Raw genomic sequence first — 15,437 nt, 5'->3', positions numbered from 1 at the left:
AAGCGGGCGTCCCACGCGCTCTTCACCGCACTGGCCCCCGCCCACCCGCGCATCACCGTCCCCGCGCAGTGGCCCGTCCCCGGCCGCGCCGCCGCCGCACGGCGGATCGTCACGCGATCACTCTCCGGGGCGGCCAGCGTCCTCAAGACCGAGCACGGCGTGGGAGGTTCGGGCACCCGAGTGATCACGTCCCCACGCCACCTGGTGTCCGCGCTGCGCACGCTGCCGGCCGGACCCCTCCTGGTGGAGGAGTACCTGACCGACACCACGTCCCCCGGCGATCCGACGTACGACGGGGTGGTGGACGCGGCGGGCGGGGTGCACACCGTCGGCGTCGGCGCGATGGACGTACGTGGCACGGCCTACCAGGGTGTGACGGTGGGCCCGGGAGCCGTGTCCGACCGGGTGGAAGCGGTCGCACGTACCTTCGGCGAAGCCGTGGGCCGGGAACTGGCCGCGGACGGCTACCGGGGCTGGTACGACGTCGACTTCGTCGCCGCGCCCGGGGGCCGCCTGGCCCCCACGGAGATCAACCTCCGGCTCACCGGCCCCTCGGTGGCCTTCATGGCGAAGGCCCGCCTGGACGAGACGAGAGGCGGCACCCACGTGGTGCGCGCGGTGGATCAGATCCCCCTGGGAGCCCGCCTGCCCGACGCGGAACTCATCGGCTGGCTGACCGACCTGACCGCCCGCTGCCGGGCGACCGGCACGGTCCTGCTCCCGTCCATCCCCACCGCGGCCTTCGAACCGGCCCCCTGGCTGGGGGTGCTCCTGGCCGCCCGGACGCCCGGCGCCCTGGACACGGCCGAGGAGCTGGTCCGTACCGCGGCCCATGACCTCGGCCGGATGTTCACCACCCCGGGGTGAGCGGGGCAGGTACCGGAGAGGCACTTCCGCGCGGTTCCGCCGGCGGAGAACACCGGCCCGGCCGGCCTCGGCGATCACTATGGTCCCGTCTCATGACGACGATCACCACGCGCTCGGTCGCGTACCCGGCCGACGGCCTGACGATGATCGGGCACCTCGCGGTCCCGGCCGGCGTCGACCGCCGGCCCGCGGTGCTGCTCGGACCCGAAGGCCCGGGGCTCAGCGACGTCGAGCGCCGCCGGGCCGACGCGCTCGCCGAACTGGGCTACGTGGCGCTGGCCTTCGACCTCCACGGCGGGCGTTATGTGGGCGACCCGGACGAGATGCTGGCCCGTTGTCTGCCGCTGCTCGCCGACCCCGACCGGATGCGGGGCATCGGCCACGCCGCACTCGACGTCTTGCGCGCCGAACCGCGCACCGACCCCGGCCGGATCGCCGCCGTCGGCTACGGCACCGGCGGTGCCGTCGCGCTGGAACTGGGGCGCGACGGCGTCGACCTGCGCGCGATCGGCACACTCAACGCACTGACCACGGGCCGACCGGGCGAGACCGCGCGCATCCGCTGCCCGGTGTGGGCCGGGGTCGGGTCGGAGGACCCGATCATGCCGCCCGCGCAACGGGACGCGTTCACCGCCGAGATGCGGGCCGCGGGCGTCGACTGGCGCCTCGTCGTCTACGGCGGCGCCCTGCACGCCTTCCACCACCCGCCGGTGGACCACCCCACGGTGCCCGGCGTCGGCCACCATCCGGAGCACGCGCGGCGCGCCTGGCACGACGTCATCGGCCTGCTCACCGAGTGCCTGCCCCTGACGGAGTGATCCGGTCGACGGAGTGATCCGGTCGGCGGCTCGTGGGTGAGGGCCGGGCTCAGGTCTTCGGAGCCCCCGCCGACCGCCGTACCGCCCACAGCGCCACGATCGCCGCCGCCAGCATGAGCGGCACGTTGAAGGAGTAGACGAGCGCGGCCTGGCGCTCCCAGTCGCGTTTGGCGGCCAGGCGGTAGAAGTTGTCCTGCGGCCACCAGGCCACCAGGAGCCAGACGACCGCCAGGTGCGCCAGGGTGGTCAGCGTGCCGGGACCGCCCCGCCGGACCATCCCGCGCCGCCCCGCGAGCAGGAACCCGGCCCCCACGCCGAAGGCCACGCCCTCGACGACGTACAGCAGTCCGAAGAGGCCGCTCCACGGTCCCGGGATCCCGGTCCTGTCCGTGGCGCCCGGCCAGAAGACATCGGTCAGGGCGAAGGACAGGAAGAAGGCGACGACTCCCACGAGGGCGCCCACCACGAGATGGCCCGGCACACTCTCGCCGCCGCTGCCTCCCTTCCCGACCGCCCGGTGGGCCCCGGCCGACGGTGGCAGCGGCAGGGCGCCCCGGTCGACCTTCCCCGCCGCGTTCCTCGGCAGCGCGCGCAGCCGGACCACCAGGTCGGGCAGGTCGCCCGCCGGGACCAGACCCGACAGCCCGGCCCGCAGGGACGCGACCGTCGGGGTGGCGCCCTCGGCCGGTACGACGAAGGCGACAATCCGCTGTCCGGTACGGCCCTGCTCACCCGTGACCACGGCCGCCTCGACCTCCGGGTGACCGGCGAGCGCGGCCTCGATCCGGTACGTGTCGACCGTCCGGCCCGCGATCGTGACGCGCTGGTCCAGCCGCCCCCGGAACTCCAGCGGCCCGTCCGTCTCCCGCCGCCCCACGTCCCCGGTCGGCACGGCGTCCCCGCCGCCGGGCGGCGTCAGCCAGATCTCCCCCTTGCGCACCTCCGCCGCGCAGCCGGGGAACGGCACCCCGAGATACGCGGCCCGCTCCGGACGTGCCACAGGGCCCGCCAGCTGCCCGGGCTCGAACCACGTGCCACAACCGGCCACCTCGGCGGTCCCGTACATCACGAGCACCCGGGCGTCCGGTACCGGAAGGAGACCCTGGAGCCGGAGCTGTCCACCGAGGGACAGCGGCTCGCCACCGACGAGCAGCAGCCGCAACTCGGGCAGCTCACCCTCCACCAGCCGGACGGCCCCCGCCGGACCCACCTCGGCGACGGTGACCCGCTCTGCCAGGGCGAGATGCCCCGCGGTGTGGGATCCGGCGGCGTGGGATCCGGCGACATCCGGCTGCCCGCCGGCAGCAGATCCGCCGTCGGTCCACCCGGCCGCCGCGACCTCCCGCGCCCCCTCGCCGAGGACCAGCGTCGCGCCCGAGCACAGCGCCCGTATCCACGCGCCGGTGAACTCGGTCGTCTCCGGCCGCGCGAGCGTCAGCAGCCGGTCCTCAGGCGTCAGCCCGAGGACCCCGGCCCAGGCAGCGTGCGCCGCACGCAGCAGCCCGTGCCCGCACGCGCCCGGCCTCGCCTCACCGGTGGTCCCGGCGGTGAACAGGACAGTGGCCGCGCCTTGTGCCCCGTCGCCCACGCTCACGCCCCCGCCCGCGCCGGACGTCAGGGCCCCGGATACGCCGTCGGCACGGCCGGCCCCGTCGGCCGAGACCCGCCGGTCCTCCGGGACGTCCTCCTCGTCCAGCAGCACCGCGGGCCGCCCGCCCTCGTCCACCCCCGCCGACAGCGCCCGGTGAGTCAGGACGGCCCCCGCCCGAACGGCCTCCAGCCGCCGCCGGATCTCCCGGCGCGGCGTGTCCGGCGCGATCACCGTGTACGCGTGCCCCGCCTTCAGCACCGCCAGCATCGCCACCACCACATCCGGCACCCGGTCCGTGGCGACGGCCAGGGTCGCTCCCGACGGCGGAAGTCCCTCCGTCACGGACAGGCGGGCCGCCAGCCGGCCGGCCGCCGCGTCCAGCTCCCCGTACGTGAGCCGGGTCGGCCCGGCGATCAGCGCCGTCCGCTCCGGCGCCCGGCGGACGTGATCTTCGAACAGCTGATGTATCGATCCCCCTACCATCCGCTGATGATCCCAGACCGTCACAGGGGTGAGGAAGGGCGCGAAAGGGCCCGGGTGCCGAAAGCACCCGGGCCCTTTCCGTACGAATGCGTACCGCTACGGCAGCTGGGCCGCCCGCGCCTCACGGCGGTTGTCGCGGAACGTGTTCACCCGCCGCGCCGTGGCGAAGAGCGGAATCACCGCTCCCGTCACCACCTGGAGCGCACACCCGGTCTGGAGCAGCAGCTGCCCGCCCGGCGCGTCGAACGCCCAGGCCGCCAGCAGCCCCATCGAGACCACGATCCAGCTGAGCATCGCCACCGCGAGCACACCCCGCGGCTTCGGGTACTCGACCCGGCTCACCATCAGCCACGCCACCCCGATGATCGCGAGCAGCGTCGGTACGAAGGGCAGCTCCAGCAGCACGATCGAGATGACCGTCAGCGCGCCGAACGGGCTCGGCATGCCCTGGAACATGCCGTCCCTGATCGTCACACAGGAGAATCTGGCCAGCCTGAGCACCACCGCCAGCAGGACCACGATCGCCGCCAGCGCCGAGACCCGCTGATGCGCGTCGTCCGCGACCATGCCGTACACCAGCACGAAGTACGCCGGTGCGAGGCCGAAGCTGATCAGGTCGGAGAGGTTGTCCAGCTCCGCGCCCATCGGCGAACTGCGGAGCTTGCGCGCCACCAGCCCGTCGAACAGGTCGAAGATCGCCGCGCAGAGCATGAGGATCACGGCCGTGGCGGCGGAGTGCCGCGCCATGCCGCTCTCGTCGCTGCCCGTGAGGTGCGGGATCAGGATGCCGGTGGTGGTGAAGTACACCGCCATGAAGCCGCACGTGGCGTTACCGAGAGTGAGGGTGTCCGCTATCGACAGTCTCATCGACAGCGGCATGTCCTCCGCGTCGTCCTCCGCCTGGGCCTCGGCGGCCCAGCCGGCCTGCGTCTCAGGATCAATCACGGTCAATTCGAGTCACCCCTGCGGTCGTGGTCTGACCGACCTCGACGGCGACATCGACACCTTCCGGAAGGTAGATGTCGACGCGTGAGCCGAAACGGATGAGGCCGATGCGCTCGCCCTGTTCCACCTTGGTGCCCTGGGGGAGGTACGGGACGATGCGGCGGGCCACAGCGCCCGCGATCTGCACCATCTCGATGTCGCCCAGCTCGGTGTCGAAGTGCCAGACAACGCGCTCGTTGTTCTCGCTCTCCTTGTTGAACGCCGGGACGAACCCGCCCGGGATGTGCTCGACCGATGTCACCGTGCCCGCGAGGGGGGCGCGGTTCACATGGACGTTCAGCGGGCTCATGAAGATCGCGACCCGGGTGCGCCCGTCCTTCCACGGCATGATGCTCTGCACCACTCCGTCGGCCGGCGAGATGACCCGGGCCTGGGTGATCTCCCGCTCGGGGTCGCGGAAGAACCACAGCATGCCCGCCGCGAGAGCGGTGGCGGGTACGGCGAGAACGGCGGCGCGCCGCGAGTGGCGCGCCCTGACCAGGCTGATCGCGGCGGTGGCGACGGTCGGCAGAAGCCACGGCGATGCTCCGCGCGCGAGGCGGACCCGGCCGCGTGGTGCAGAGGTTTGGCTGTGGGGCATGGATGACCTTCGTAGCGGATGATGCCGCGCTGGCAACGGGGGACGGCGGCTTTACAACGATGGTATCGGTTGCGAGGAGCAACTGAGCAAGCCAGCAGTCGAGTCGAGCGGCTTGAAGCCAGCGGCAGAGGACAACAGGGTGTGATCTTCTTCGCGGCGAAATCGGCTCAAAAGAGACAATCAGCCCTGGATTGGATACTCCTCCAGCAGTCGGCGGCCAATGATCATTTTCTGGATCTCGGCGGTACCTTCGCCGATCAGCAGCATCGGCGCCTCGCGGTACAGGCGCTCGATCTCGTACTCCTTGGAGAAGCCGTACCCGCCGTGGATCCGGAAGGCGTCCTCGACGACTTCCTTGCAGTATTCGGACGCGAGGTACTTCGCCATCCCTGCCTCCAGGTCGTTTCGTTCCCCGGAGTCCTTTTTGCGTGCCGCGTTGACCATCATCGCATGCGCCGCTTCGACCTTGGTGGCCATTTCGGCCAGCTTGAACTGGATGGCCTGGTGCTGGGCGATCGGCTTGCCGAACGTGTGGCGCTGCTGGGCGTACGCGATACCCAGCTCGAAGGCGCGCCTGGCCACGCCGCATCCCCGCGCGGCGACGTTCACCCGGCCGATCTCGACCCCGTCCATCATTTGGTAAAACCCACGGCCGGTGGTGCCGCCGAGGACCCGATTGGCCGGAATGCGCAGTCCGTCCATGATGAGCTCGGTGGTGTCGACGCCCTTGTACCCCATCTTGTCGATCTTCCCGGGGATGGTGAGCCCGGGGCGCACCACACCGAACCCGGGCTCCTTCTCCACCAGGAACGTGGTCATCGAGCGGTGCGGCGGTGGGGGCGGTGTGGCCGGTGTGCCCTCAGGGCGCGCCTCGTCGGTGCGGCACAACACCGCGACGAGTGTGGACGTACCCCCGTTGGTGAGCCACATCTTCTGGCCGTTCAGGACGTACACGTCGCCGTCCCTGACGCCCTTGGACGTGATGGCGGACACGTCGGAGCCCAGGGCCGGCTCGGACATCGAGAACGCCCCGCGCACCTCGCCCAGCGCCATCCTCGGCAGGAACGTGTCCTTCTGCTCGTCGGTGCCGTACCGCTCCAGCAGGTACGCCACGATGAAGTGGGTGTTGATGATCCCCGACACCGACATCCAGCCCCGGGCGATCTCCTCCACGCACAGCGCGTACGTGAGGAGGGACTCACCCAGGCCGCCGTACTCCTCGGGGATCATCAGCCCGAACAGGCCGAGTTCCTTGAGGCCCTCGACGATGTGCGTCGGGTACTCGTCGCGGTGTTCCAGCTCGGTGGCGACCGGCAGGATCTCCTTGTCGGTGAAGTCCCTGACGGTCGCCAGGATCTCCCGCTGGACGTCGGTCAGTCCGGCTGTCTGGGCGAGTCGGCTCATCTCTCACTGCTCCCGGGGCTCCGGGCGGCCGGGCTGCTCGCCGCCGCGCTGGTCGATGTAGGTCTGCGTCGGCACCATCACCTTGCGGCGGAACACACACACCACCGTGCCGTCCTGCGTGTAGCCCTTCGTCTCCACGTACACGACCCCGCGGTCGCTCTTCGACCGGGACGGGGTGGTGGCCAGCACCGTCGTCTCGCCGTACAGCGTGTCGCCGTGGAAGGTCGGCGCCACGTGCCGCAGCGACTCGACCTCCAGATTGGCGATCGCCTTGCCGGAGACGTCGGGCACCGACATCCCCAGCAGCAGCGAGTAGACGTAGTTCCCCACCACGACGTTCCTGCCGAAGTCCGTGGTCTTCTCCGCGTAGTTGCTGTCGAGGTGCAGGGGGTGGTGGTTCATGGTGAGCAGGCAGAAGAGATGGTCGTCGTACTCGGTCACCGTCTTGCCCGGCCAGTGCTTGTAGACGGCGCCGACCTCGAACTCCTCAAAGGTGCGTCCGAACCGCATCGTTCACCCCTCCGGGATCTCGAACGCGGTGGTACGGGTCATCCCGGCCGCCCGCCCCTTGCCCGCGATCACCAGCGCCATCTTGCGGCTCGCCTCGTCGATCATCTCGTCGCCGAGCATCGCCGACCCCTTCTTGCCGCCCGCCTCCGACGTGGCGTGGTCGTACGCGTCGAGGATCAGCTCGGCGTGGTCGTAGTCCTCCTGCGCGGGCGAGAAGATCTCGTTGGCCGCGTCGATCTGGCCCGGGTGCAGCACCCACTTGCCGTCGTAGCCGAGCGCGGCGGCCCGCCCCGCCACCTCGCGGAACGCGTCCACGTCCCGGATCTGGAGGTACGGACCGTCGATCGCCTGGAGATCGTGGGTCCGGGCCGCCATCAGGATGCGCATCAGGATGTAGTGGTAGGCGTCCGCGCCGTAGCCGGGGGGCTGCTGCCCGACCACGAGGGTCTTCATGTTGATCGACGCCATGAAGTCCGCCGGGCCGAAGACGATGGTCTCCAGCCGGGGTGAGGCGGCGGCGATCGCGTCCACGTTCACCAGGCCCTTCGCGTTCTCGATCTGCGCCTCGATGCCGATCTTCCCGACCTCGAAGCCCATCGTCTTCTCGATCTGGGTCAGCAGCAGGTCGAGGGCGACGATCTGCTGCGCGTCCTGGACCTTCGGCAGCATCAGGCAGTCGAGATTGTGGCCCGCGCCCTCGACCACCGTGACGACGTCGCGGTACGTCCAGTGGGTCGTCCAGTCGTTCACCCGGACGACCCGGATCTTGCCCGTCCAGTCACCCTTGTTGAGCGCGTCCACGATGGTGTGCCGGGCGCCCTCCTTGGCGAGCGGCGCGCACGCGTCCTCCAGGTCCAGGAAGACCTGGTCGGCCGCCAGCCCCTGGGCCTTCTCCAGGAACCGCGGGTTCGAGCCCGGTACGGCGAGGCACGAGCGGCGCGGGCGCAGCCGGTTCACGGGGACCTCGGTCGGGGGGATCGCTGGGGCTGTCATGCGGAGACCTCCAAGGGGTCGAGCGGGCCGAGCTTGTTCGCCGTACGGATCTCGTCGACGATACGACCGATGATCTCGGTGATACCGAAGTCCTTCGGGGTGAAGACGGCGGCCACCCCGGCCTCGCGCAGCGCGGCGGCGTCGGCGCCCGGGATGATCCCGCCGACGACGACCGGGATCTCCCCGGCGCCCGCCTGCCGCAGCCGTACGAGCACGTCGGGCACGAGCGCCGCGTGCGAGCCGGACAGGATCGACAGGCCGACGCAGTGCACGTCCTCGGCGAGCGCGGCGTCCACGATCTGTTCGGGGGTCAGCCGGATGCCCTGGTAGACCACTTCGAAGCCGGCGTCCCTGGCCCGTACGGCGATCTGCTCGGCGCCGTTGGAGTGGCCGTCCAGCCCCGGCTTGCCCACCAGCAACCGCAGCCGCCCCGAGCCCAGTTCCACGGCCGTACGCGTCACCCTGTCCCGTACGGCGGCCAGCGGGGTGCCGCTCTCGGCGCTCACCGCGACCGGCGCGCCGCCCACCCCCGTCGGGGCGCGGAACTCGCCGAACACGCCCCGCAGCGCCTGCGCCCACTCGCCGGTCGTCACCCCGGCCCGCGCGCACGCGACCGTCGCCTCCATCAGGTTGCCGGTACCCTCGGCGGCGGTGACCAGGGCGGCCACCGAGGCGGTCGCCCGCTCCTCGTCCCGGGCCGCCCGCCAGGCGTCCAGCGCCGCCACCACCCGTGCCTCGTTCGCCGGATCGACCGTCATGATCGCCGTGTCCAGGTCGGCGGTGAGCGGGCTGGGCTCGGTCGACTCGTAGCAGTTGACCCCGACGATCCGCTCCTCGCCCGACTCGATCCGGGCGCGCCGGGCCGCGTGCGAGGACACCAGCTCCGACTTGAGATAGCCGGACTCCACGGCCGCCATCGCGCCGCCCATCGCCTCGATCCGGTCCATCTCGGCGAGGCTCTCCGCCACCAGGGCCTTCACCTCGGCCTCGACCACGTGCGAGCCCTCGAAGAGGTCGGGGTACTCCAGCAGGTCCGACTCGTGCGCCAGCACCTGCTGGATGCGCAGCGACCATTGCTGGTCCCACGGCCGCGGCAGCCCCAGCGCCTCGTTCCAGGCCGGCAGCTGTACGGCGCGGGCGCGCGCGTCCTTGGACAGCGTGACGGCCAGCATCTCCAGGACGATCCGCTGGACGTTGTTCTCCGGCTGCGCCTCGGTCAGCCCGAGGGAGTTGACCTGGACGCCGTACCGGAAGCGCCGCTGCTTCGCGTCCTCGATGCCGTACCGCTCCCGGGTCACCCGGTCCCAGATGCGGGAGAAGGCCCGCATCTTGCACATCTCCTCGACGAAGCGGACGCCCGCGTTCACGAAGAAGGAGATGCGGCCCACCACCTCGCCCCTGCGGTCGCCGGGAATCCGTCCCGACGCGAACACCGCGTCCAGCACGGCGATCGCGGTCGACATCGCGTACGCGATCTCCTGGACGGGGGTGGCCCCGGCCTCCTGGAGGTGGTAGCTGCAGATGTTGATCGGGTTCCACCGGGGGAGGTGGTGGACCGTGTACGTGATCATGTCGGTCGTCAGGCGCAGGCTCGGCACGGGCGGGAAGACGTGGGTCCCGCGCGAGAGGTACTCCTTGACGATGTCGTTCTGCGTCGTCCCCTGGAGCAGCGACACGTCCGCGCCCTGCTCGTCGGCGACCACCTGGTAGAGCGCCAGCAGCCACATCGCGGTGGCGTTGATGGTCATCGAGGTGTTCGTACGCTCCAGGGGGATGTCCTCGAACAGCCGCCGCATGTCGCCGAGGTGCGAGACGGGCACCCCGACCCGGCCCACCTCGCCGCGCGCCAGGACGTGGTCGGGGTCGTAGCCGGTCTGGGTGGGCAGGTCGAACGCGACGGAGAGGCCCGTCTGCCCCTTGGCGAGGTTGCGGCGGTAGAGCGCGTTGGACGCCTCGGCCGTGGAGTGGCCCGCGTACGTCCGCATGAGCCAGGGCCGGTCCTTCGGGCGCCGCGCCATGTCAGTGGACCCCGCCGTGCGCGGCGAGCGGCTGCGCCCGCACGTCGTCGCGGAACAGGTTGATGGCGTCGAGGTGCCGCGCGCGCAGCTCCTCGTCGCGCACCCCGAGGCCTTCGGCGGGGGCCAGTGCCAGGACGCCGACCTTGCCCTGGTGGCGGTTGCGGTGGACGTCGTACGCGGCCTGGCCGGTGTCCTCCAGGGCGTACACCTTCGACAGGGTGGGGTGGATCCTGCCCTTGGCGACCAGCCGGTTGGCCTCCCACGCCTCGCGGTAGTTGGCGAAGTGCGAGCCGACGATCCGCTTGAGCGACATCCACAGGTAGCGGTTGTCGTACTCGTGGGTGAAGCCCGAGGTGGAGGCGCAGGTGACGATCGTGCCGCCCTTGCGGGTGACGTACACACTCGCGCCGAAGGTCTCGCGTCCCGGGTGCTCGAAGACGATGTCCACGTCCTCGCCGCCGGTCAGTTCGCGGATGCGCTTGCCGAACCGCTTCCACTCGCGCGGGTCCTGGTGGTGTTCGTCCGGCCAGAACGTGTAGCCCTCGGCGGAGCGGTCGATGATCGCCTCGGCGCCCATCCGCCGGCACAGCTCCGCCTTCCGGTCGCTGGAGACGACACAGATCGGGTTGGCGCCGCCCGCGAGCGCGAACTGGGTGGCGTACGAGCCGAGTCCGCCGCTCGCCCCCCAGATCAGCACGTTGTCGCCCTGCTTCATCGCCGCGCCGTTGCGCGAGACGAGCTGCCGGTACGCGGTGGAGTTGACGAGCCCGGGGGCCGCCGCCTCCTCCCAGCTGAGGTGCTGGGGTTTGGGCATCAGCTGGTTGGACTTCACCAGCGCGATCTCGGCCAGGCCGCCGAAGTTGGTCTCGAAGCCCCAGATCCGCTGCTCGGGGTCGAGCATGGTGTCGTTGTGGCCGTCCGAGCTCTCCAGCTCGACGGAGAGGCAGTGGGCGACCACCTCGTCGCCGGGGCGCCAGGAGTTGACGCCGGGTCCGGTGCGCAGCACGACGCCCGCCAGGTCGGAGCCGATGACGTGGTACGGCAGGTCGTGGCGGCGCGCGAGGTCGCTGAGTTTGCCGTACCGCTCCAGGAAACCGAAGGTCGCCATCGGCTCGAAGATGGAGGTCCAGACGGAGTTGTAGTTCACCGAGCTGGCCATGACGGCCACGAGGGCCTCACCGGGGCCGAGTTCGGGCACGGGAACGTCGTCGAGGTGCAGGGATTCGCGCGGGTCCTTCTCGGCGGTGGGAAGGCCGGCGAACATCTCCGTCTCGTCCTTGTGCACGGTCACGGCGCGGTACGAGTCGGGGAGGGGCAGTGCGGCGAAGTCGGCGGGCGTGGAGTCCGGCGACTGGATGGCGTCCAGGATGTCCTTCACGGTGGTGCCTCCGGCGAAGCTGGGAGTGGTGTGGGACGTCGCCTTCCGAGGTGTGGCCTCGGGCCTGACGGGGTGCTGGGTGCTGCTGAGCGGCGCCGGGTGGGCGCGAGGGTGCCTGTGACGCAGGCGTCCGGGCCACAAGCGCGAAGGCTTGCGGGAACAGCCGGACACCTTCAACGTATGGCACGGTGTGACAGCTGGCAAGGCACTGGGTGCCAGGTTTTTCTCTCACTTGTCAGCCTCATGGCACGCATGAGCCATACCTACCGCCCGGAATGCGGTGAATATCAGCCGGGTGAGGGGAATGTACGGTCGAACGTGAGGCGGGGTGCCTTTACGGACGCCCGCTCGGCGGGTCGCCGCTCGCGGGGTGCCCGCTCGCGGGGTGCCCGCTCGTGGGTTCCCGCTTCTGGGGGGTGCCCGCTCGCGCTACGCGTCCTTCAGTGCCCGCTTGATCGTCCGCATGACCTCGTCCAGCGGCGCGTCGGTGTGCGCCACGGTCACCAGGACGTCTCCGCCGGTACGGGCTGTGACCGCCGGGCGCTCGGGCTTGCCGCCCATCGACAGGCCCGCGCCGATCCCCGGGCCGAACGTGTCACGCACGATCGCGAAGGCGTGGTCGAGCTGCGCCTCCACGTCCCCCTGGCCGCCGGCCCGCAGCCACCGCCGCAGCACGTGGTTGTGCGCCGTGACGACGGCGGACGCGGCCACCTCCGCCAGCAGCGGGTCGTCGTTGCCGTCGGTGTGGTCCAGCTCGTCGAAGTGGCCCAGCAGATAGCGCGTGAACAGCCGCTCGTAGCGGGCCACCGAGGCGATCTCCCGCTCGCGGAGGGTCGGCACCTCGCGGGTGAGGCGGTAGCGCTCCACGGAGACCGCGGGCGAGGCCGCGTACATCCGCATGACTTCCTTGATGCCCCGGCAGATCGTGTCGATCGGGTGCTCGTGGGACGGCGCGGCGTTGAGGACCGCCTCCGCCCGGACGAGCGTGTCGTCGTGGTCGGGGAAGATCGCCTCTTCCTTGGACCGGAAGTGCCGGAAGAACGTCCTGCGGGCCACCCCGGCCGCGGCGGCGATCTCGTCGACCGTCGTCGCCTCGTACCCCTTGGTCGCGAACAGCTCCATGGCCGCGGCGGCCAGCTCACGGCGCATCTTCAGCCGCTGCGCGGCGGCCTTCGTCCCCGAGGCGCTCTCGGGGACGTCGGGGCTGGGGTTCGTACGGGACGGCTTGGCGGACGGCGACATGAGGTGAACGTACTGCATCCGCACGGGGGAGCGCGCCCGCAGGCGCGCACCCGCGATCCGCTGGTCAGCGGCAGAGCGGTGCGCGCTCAGCGGCAGAGTCGTTCGCGCTCAGCGGCGGAGGTGCTCGCGGAAGCCCCGGCCCGACTTGCGGCCCAGGCAGCCCGCCGCCACCAGGTGCTCCAGCAGCGGCGCGGGCGCCAGGCCCGGATCGCGGAACTCCTGGTGCAGCACCCGCTCGATGGCCAGCGAGACGTCGAGACCGACCACGTCCAGCAACTCGAAGGGGCCCATGGGGTAGCCCCCGCCCAGCTTCATGGCGGTGTCGATGTCGTCGAGGGTCGCGTAGTGCTCCTGGACCATTTTCACGGCGTTGTTGAGGTACGGGAACAGCAGGGCGTTCACGATGAACCCGGCCCGGTCACCGCAGTCCACCGGGTGTTTGCGGAGGCGGGCGCAGACGTCGTGGGCGGTGGCGCGGACGTCGTCGGCGGTCAGGACGGTACGGACCACCTCGACCAGCTTCATCGCGGGCGCCGGGTTGAAGAAGTGCATCCCGACGACGTCCTGCGGGCGGGAGGTCGCCCGGGCGCAGGCGATCACCGGCAGGGAGGAGGTGGTCGTGGCGAGGACCGCGCCGGGGCGGCAGACCTTGTCGAGCGTCCCGAAGAGCTGCCTCTTCACCGTCAGGTCCTCGGCGACCGCCTCGACGGCGAGGTCCACCCCGGCGAAGGCGTCGAGCGTGCCCGCCGTCCGGATCCGGGCGAGGGTCTCCTCGCGGGCCTCCTCGGTCAGCCGGCCCTTGGTGACCGAGCGGGCGAGGGACGCGGCGGTCCGGTCCTTGGCACCCTGGGCCTTCTCGGGGCTCCTGGCGGCCAGGACCACGTCGAACCCGGCCTTGGCGAAGACCTCCGCGATCCCGCTCGCCATCGTGCCCGAGCCCGCGACGCCGACGGACCTGACGGTCCTGGCCGCGACGGGGCCCGTGCCCTCCGCCGGGGTGAGGGCGTCGGCCACGGCGGTGGCGCTGCCCGGCTCGTCGTACGTGTAGAAGCCGCGCCCGGACTTCCGGCCGGTCAGCCCGGCCCGGCTGAGCTGGCCGAGGACGGGGGCGGGGGCGTGCAGCCGGTCGTGGGACGCGCTGTACATCGCCTCCAGGACCGTGCGCGCGGTGTCGATCCCGATCAGGTCGAGCAGGGCGAGCGGGCCCATCGGCAGGCCGCAGCCCAGCCGCATCGCGGCGTCGATGTCGGCGCGGGAGGCGTAGCCGGACTCGTACATGGCGGCGGCCTGGTTGAGGTAGCCGAAGAGCAGGCCGTCCGCGACGAACCCCGGGCGGTCGCCCACGGCGACGGGCTCCTTGCCCAGGTCACGGGCGAGGGCGGTGACCGCCTCGACGGCCCGGGGCGAGGTGAGGACGGAGGAGACCACCTCGACCAGCTTCATCGCGGGCGCCGGGTTGAAGAAGTGCAGGCCGAGGACGCGCTCGGGGTGCGCGGAGTCCGCTGCCAGCCGGGTCACCGACAGGGCGTTCGTGCCCGTCGCGAGGATCGTGCCGGGACCGACGATCCCGTCCAGCTCGCGGAACACCTGCTGCTTGGTCTCGTACGACTCCGGGACGACCTCGATCACGAGCGGGGCGTCGGCGGCGGCGCGCAGGTCGGAGAAGGTGCGCAGGCGGGCGAGGACCGTGCGCCGCTCGTCCTCCGTGAGGCGGCCACGTTCGACGGCCCGCGCGGTGGACGCCTCGATCGCGGCGACGGCCCGGCCGGCGGCCGCGTCGCTGATGTCGATGCCGATGACCTCGCGGCCGGCCCGGGCGAGGGTCTCGGCGATGCCGGTGCCCATGGTGCCGAGGCCGACCACGGCGACGGTGGGGAGGGTCATGGCGTCAGGGGTGTCCGAGGGGATGTCCATGAGGGACTCCAGGGGGAGGGGGTGACGACTGGGGGCGGGGCACGACGGCACACGTACGGGTGCCCGGTGCGCCGCAGGGGCCGACGCGCTGCGGCGCGCGCGGCTGGTGCGGGTCGCTGAAAGGGGCGGCGGGCTCTGTTCCGGAGCCGCGCCGTTGTCTGGAACCGACAGCACTCGCGATGGCTGCGTCACCAGGCCAGGCGAGTCGCGGGGGTTTCCCGCTCATCTGAGGTTAACCGACGGGTAACGAGCGCGCCAGACCTGTGCGGGCCGGATCGAGGGCGGCCGGCCCCTATCCTCGGCTCATGGATGAGCGTCATGGATGAGCGTCGTGGATGAGGACTTCCGCTCGCTCGCGGACCGGGTACGGGACGAGTCGGGCGGGTCCGCGGCGTGCGAGCGGCTCCTGACCACCGGCGATCAGGAGGAACTGGCCGGGGTGCTCGTGGAGCGCGAACGGCCGCTGTGGGCGCGGGAGATCGCCGCGTTCCGGCTGGGGTGCGGGGGTGACCGGCGGGCGTTCGAGGCGCTGGTGCTGCTGCTCAACCACCGTGATCCGGAGCGCTGCGTGAGCGCGTCGTACGCGCTGGCGCGGCTGGCCGACCCGCGCACGGCCCGTGCGGCGGCGGCCCTG

General features: G+C 71.7%; 11 protein-coding genes and 2 pseudogenes. 3 read left to right on the top strand and 10 right to left on the bottom strand.

What is annotated here, in order from left to right:
* Positions 1-867 (top strand): annotated as a pseudogene (locus GT042_RS14500) (hypothetical protein); the annotation flags it as partial.
* A 92-nt stretch (positions 868-959) separates the two neighbouring features.
* Positions 960-1,685: a dienelactone hydrolase family protein gene (locus tag GT042_RS14495; protein WP_161309122.1), complete on the top strand. Its 726-nt coding sequence runs from the start codon at positions 960-962 to the stop codon at positions 1,683-1,685.
* A gap of 49 nt (positions 1,686-1,734) precedes the next feature.
* Here GT042_RS14495 and GT042_RS14490 read toward each other — a convergent pair whose 3' ends face one another.
* From GT042_RS14490 to GT042_RS14445, 10 genes are all read right to left on the bottom strand, one after another.
* Positions 1,735-3,759, bottom strand: a complete 2,025-nt coding sequence (locus GT042_RS14490; protein ID WP_161309121.1) for an AMP-binding protein — start codon at positions 3,757-3,759, stop codon at positions 1,735-1,737.
* A 96-nt stretch (positions 3,760-3,855) separates the two neighbouring features.
* Entirely contained in the window at positions 3,856-4,710 is an 855-nt protein-coding gene (gene pssA / locus GT042_RS14485) for a CDP-diacylglycerol--serine O-phosphatidyltransferase (RefSeq protein WP_202532765.1), read from the bottom strand.
* On the bottom strand, positions 4,697-5,344 hold the full coding sequence (locus GT042_RS14480; protein ID WP_161309119.1) for a phosphatidylserine decarboxylase: 648 nt from the start codon (positions 5,342-5,344) through the stop codon (positions 4,697-4,699). The genes pssA and GT042_RS14480 overlap by 14 nt, the downstream gene beginning before the upstream one ends.
* A gap of 180 nt (positions 5,345-5,524) precedes the next feature.
* Positions 5,525-6,748, bottom strand: a complete 1,224-nt coding sequence (locus GT042_RS14475) for an acyl-CoA dehydrogenase family protein (RefSeq protein WP_161309118.1) — start codon at positions 6,746-6,748, stop codon at positions 5,525-5,527.
* 3 nt (positions 6,749-6,751) lie between these two features.
* Complete coding sequence (locus tag GT042_RS14470; RefSeq protein WP_161309117.1) at positions 6,752-7,258, bottom strand: MaoC family dehydratase; 507 nt, start codon at positions 7,256-7,258, stop codon at positions 6,752-6,754.
* 3 nt (positions 7,259-7,261) lie between these two features.
* Positions 7,262-8,251 carry a CoA ester lyase gene (locus tag GT042_RS14465; protein WP_161309116.1) on the bottom strand — a complete coding sequence of 330 codons (990 nt, stop codon included), beginning with the start codon at positions 8,249-8,251 and terminating at the stop codon, positions 7,262-7,264.
* Positions 8,248-10,269, bottom strand: a complete 2,022-nt coding sequence (locus GT042_RS14460) for a protein meaA (protein ID WP_161309115.1) — start codon at positions 10,267-10,269, stop codon at positions 8,248-8,250. The genes GT042_RS14465 and GT042_RS14460 overlap by 4 nt, the downstream gene beginning before the upstream one ends.
* Position 10,270: 1 nt before the next feature.
* Positions 10,271-11,647 (bottom strand): crotonyl-CoA carboxylase/reductase, encoded by a 1,377-nt coding sequence (ccrA, locus tag GT042_RS14455; protein ID WP_161309114.1) that lies wholly within the window; start codon positions 11,645-11,647, stop codon positions 10,271-10,273.
* Positions 11,648-12,076: 429 nt separating this feature from the next.
* Positions 12,077-12,889: a TetR family transcriptional regulator gene (locus GT042_RS14450; RefSeq protein ID WP_237530799.1), complete on the bottom strand. Its 813-nt coding sequence runs from the start codon at positions 12,887-12,889 to the stop codon at positions 12,077-12,079.
* 108 nt (positions 12,890-12,997) lie between these two features.
* Complete coding sequence (locus tag GT042_RS14445; RefSeq protein ID WP_237530798.1) at positions 12,998-14,803, bottom strand: 3-hydroxyacyl-CoA dehydrogenase; 1,806 nt, start codon at positions 14,801-14,803, stop codon at positions 12,998-13,000.
* Between the two features lie 322 nt (positions 14,804-15,125).
* Here GT042_RS14445 and GT042_RS14440 point away from each other — a divergent pair.
* Positions 15,126-15,437, top strand: a pseudogene (locus tag GT042_RS14440) (adenylosuccinate lyase); the annotation flags it as partial.

The organism is Streptomyces sp. SID3212 (assembly GCF_009865405.1).
Classification (GTDB): Bacteria; Actinomycetota; Actinomycetes; order Streptomycetales; family Streptomycetaceae; genus Streptomyces.
This window is presented reverse-complemented; position numbering and strand designations above follow the sequence as displayed.